Source organism: Actinoplanes sp. G11-F43 (genome assembly GCF_050589265.1).
In the GTDB taxonomy this organism is placed as follows: domain Bacteria; phylum Actinomycetota; class Actinomycetes; order Mycobacteriales; family Micromonosporaceae; genus Actinoplanes.
The window spans coordinates 1-1461 of the sequence record NZ_JBNZCE010000095.1; the positions used below are offsets into that span (position 1 = coordinate 1).

Consider the following 1461-nt stretch of genomic DNA (forward strand, 5'->3'; position numbering starts at 1 on the left):
GCTTCACCCGCTTCTACCACCTCCACAAAGGCCGGTCATCTCACGAAATCCCTGTTCAGCGGATCACAGACCGAGAACGCAACATCCCTGTCGTAGCGGCCGGGACCCACACTGCTACGGCCCGCTGGCGGCGATGGCACCCGATCCGGGACGAAAAGGCCGATGGAGCCCTTTCGCCCGGTGCGTCTCGATGGTGGAAGAACCTTATCGGTAGCTCATGCAGTCTGATGTTTGAATGTGATTGGCATGATCAACTCCTTACACTTCGCGGCTGGGGTTCGGGAGAATTCATGTATGGCTCAGATGTCGTTGTTCAGTCGGGCCCAAACTGCTGCGATGCGGGATTGGACCAAGGCGCGTAATTACGATCCCGATCGTGCGGAGTTTCGTCGTCAGCACAAGATTCGCCGTGACTGGGGTCTGCAGCGACGCCACGCCGAGAAGCTTCGGCGCCTCCGTGAGAGCGGCATCCCACCGCGGACTCCTGCCGACATCACCGGCACCCGGGCCCATTCCACACCGCGCCCCGCATCGCCGTCGGCAGCAGCTTCGACACCGGCCACTCCCGTCCCGCCGCATCCGCCCGCGCCCGCGACACGTTCCGCGCCCGCAGAGCGATCAGTGCCCGTGTCGATTCCGGCGCTTGCGGCTTCATCTGGCATCGCGGGTCACTCAGCGGCCCGGCGGCAACCAGCGGTAGCAGGCACGGCAGCTCCAACGACTCGACCCGCAAAAGCCACAGCATCGGCGGTGTCCCAGGAGGCCCCACGAGCACCGCAACCCGCCGGTCCGAGCCGGCGGCCGCAGGCGAACCGGCAGCCTCCGGCCACAGCACCTGATTCTTCGGCTCCGGCTCCGGCTCCGGCTCCGGCTCGGGCTCCGGCCTCGGCTCGGGCTCCGGCCTCGGCTCGGGCTCCGGCCTCGGCTCGGGCTCCGGCCTCGGCTCGGGCTCCGGCCCCGGCTCGGGCCCAGGCCTCGGCTCCGGCCTTGACCTTGGCTCCGGCCTCGACCTCGGCCTCGGCCCCGGGGCCGGTTGGACCGGCGCGGAGTTGCCTCTTCGTGAATAAGTGTGGCCGACGTAGAACGGTGGCCACGGTGACACTCGATGAGGGCCGGGACAGCCAGTTTATTGAGGGTCACCGTGCGGTTGCCGGGGAGAATGCCGTCCGAATCCCTATGGGAGTCTCCCGATATTCGACAGATTTTTATCGCCGATTCCGGATTCCGCGAAATGCCGAACGGGATCGTGGGTCACCAGCAAATCGTGCCAGTCTTCCACCTTTTTCTTTCGTGGATCTCCCGGCAGGACTGAGGCGCACCCATCGGCAGAAGAAGGATTTATCGTGTGATCAAGTGAGGCGCTGAGCCGGGCAGGGCCTTTGCAAGGTAGAGGTTTGACCGTTTCAAGCGATTCCGAGGAGTTGTAGGGATCGGTGCGGCTTTCTGCTGTTGTGGCGGAGA

The 1461-nt window shown here is 65.1% G+C and carries 1 protein-coding gene; it reads right to left on the reverse strand.

Annotated features, from left to right (window positions below; translation table 11 throughout):
- Positions 1 to 1174: 1174 nt before the first annotated feature.
- A partial coding sequence (locus tag ACQ0O7_RS45060; protein ID WP_430792091.1) for a hypothetical protein occupies positions 1175 to 1461 on the reverse strand: 287 nt, incomplete at its 5' end.